This window comes from Brevundimonas denitrificans (genome assembly GCF_030160755.1).
In the GTDB taxonomy this organism is placed as follows: domain Bacteria; phylum Pseudomonadota; class Alphaproteobacteria; order Caulobacterales; family Caulobacteraceae; genus Brevundimonas; species Brevundimonas denitrificans.
Window position 1 is genome coordinate 1 of the sequence record NZ_BSOY01000160.1, and the last position, 857, is coordinate 857.

At 52.4% G+C, this 857-nt stretch carries 1 protein-coding gene and 1 tRNA gene; both read right to left on the reverse strand.

The window, feature by feature from the left end; all coding sequences use genetic code 11:
* Positions 1-381: 381 nt before the first annotated feature.
* Positions 382-468 (reverse strand) — tRNA-Leu (locus QQJ79_RS15490).
* Between the two features lie 114 nt (positions 469-582).
* A complete protein-coding gene (locus QQJ79_RS15495) occupies positions 583-831 on the reverse strand; it encodes a FliM/FliN family flagellar motor switch protein (RefSeq protein ID WP_169561795.1) in 249 nt (82 codons plus the stop codon).
* Positions 832-857: the final 26 nt, after the last annotated feature.

Genomic DNA, 857 nt, shown 5'->3' on the forward strand with positions numbered 1-857 from the left:
ACAGGGAGAATGACTATGGAAAGCTTGAAGGGAGCGTTGCTCAAGGCAGCGATTGCGCTGGTGCCATCCTACACCGTCGCCTTCTTCACCGATAAAATGGTGTAAGTCGTCCCCATGCTCGCAGCATCGGGGATCGTCGCAGCCGGGATCACTTTAGGGGAGACCGGGAAGACCAGTCGAAGGGTCGATGAAGACAATCACATGGACACCACCGATGACCTCAATTCACCGGGTCAGGCAGGATCAACCGTATAGCACATAAGGGGCGCGAAAGGAGTGCTGCACTCACAGGATGTTTCATGCAATCCCTGCAACATCTCAGCGCAATCGACCAAAAAACAAAAAGCCCCTGAAGTCAGAGACCTCAGGGGCTTTTTGTTTTGGTGCGGTCGAGAAGACTCGAACTTCCACCCGTGTTACCGGACAGCGACCTCAACGCTGCGCGTCTACCAATTCCGCCACGACCGCTTGGTGAGGCAGGGAAATAACAAATGTTTTCCTCACTGGCAAGTGGAGAATGAATTATTTTTCAAATCCGCCACTTAATTTTATTTCCCTGATATGAAAAAGACAGGAGCCGGATCAGAAATCCCGCTGGTTCGGGCTGACCTTGTCGGTGATCGAAACCCCAATATTGTCATCCACCACGATGATTTCCCCAAAGGCAATGGGCTTGTTGTTGGCCAGCACCATGGCGTCGTCATCGACCCCGGTATCCAGCTCGATCACGGCGCCGCGACCCATTTTCAGGAGTTGGTGAATCGGCATCACGGCCTTGCCGAGAACGACCGAGATTTCCACATCAACGCCCTTGATTGCCTTATCTTCCATAATGCACCCTGTTCATGAACCAATTC

What these genes read in the sequence shown, in the direction of transcription:
- QQJ79_RS15495 (WP_169561795.1), bottom strand. Translation starts at nt 831, where the DNA reads ATGGAAGATAAGGCAATCAAGGGCGTTGATGTGGAAATCTCGGTCGTT.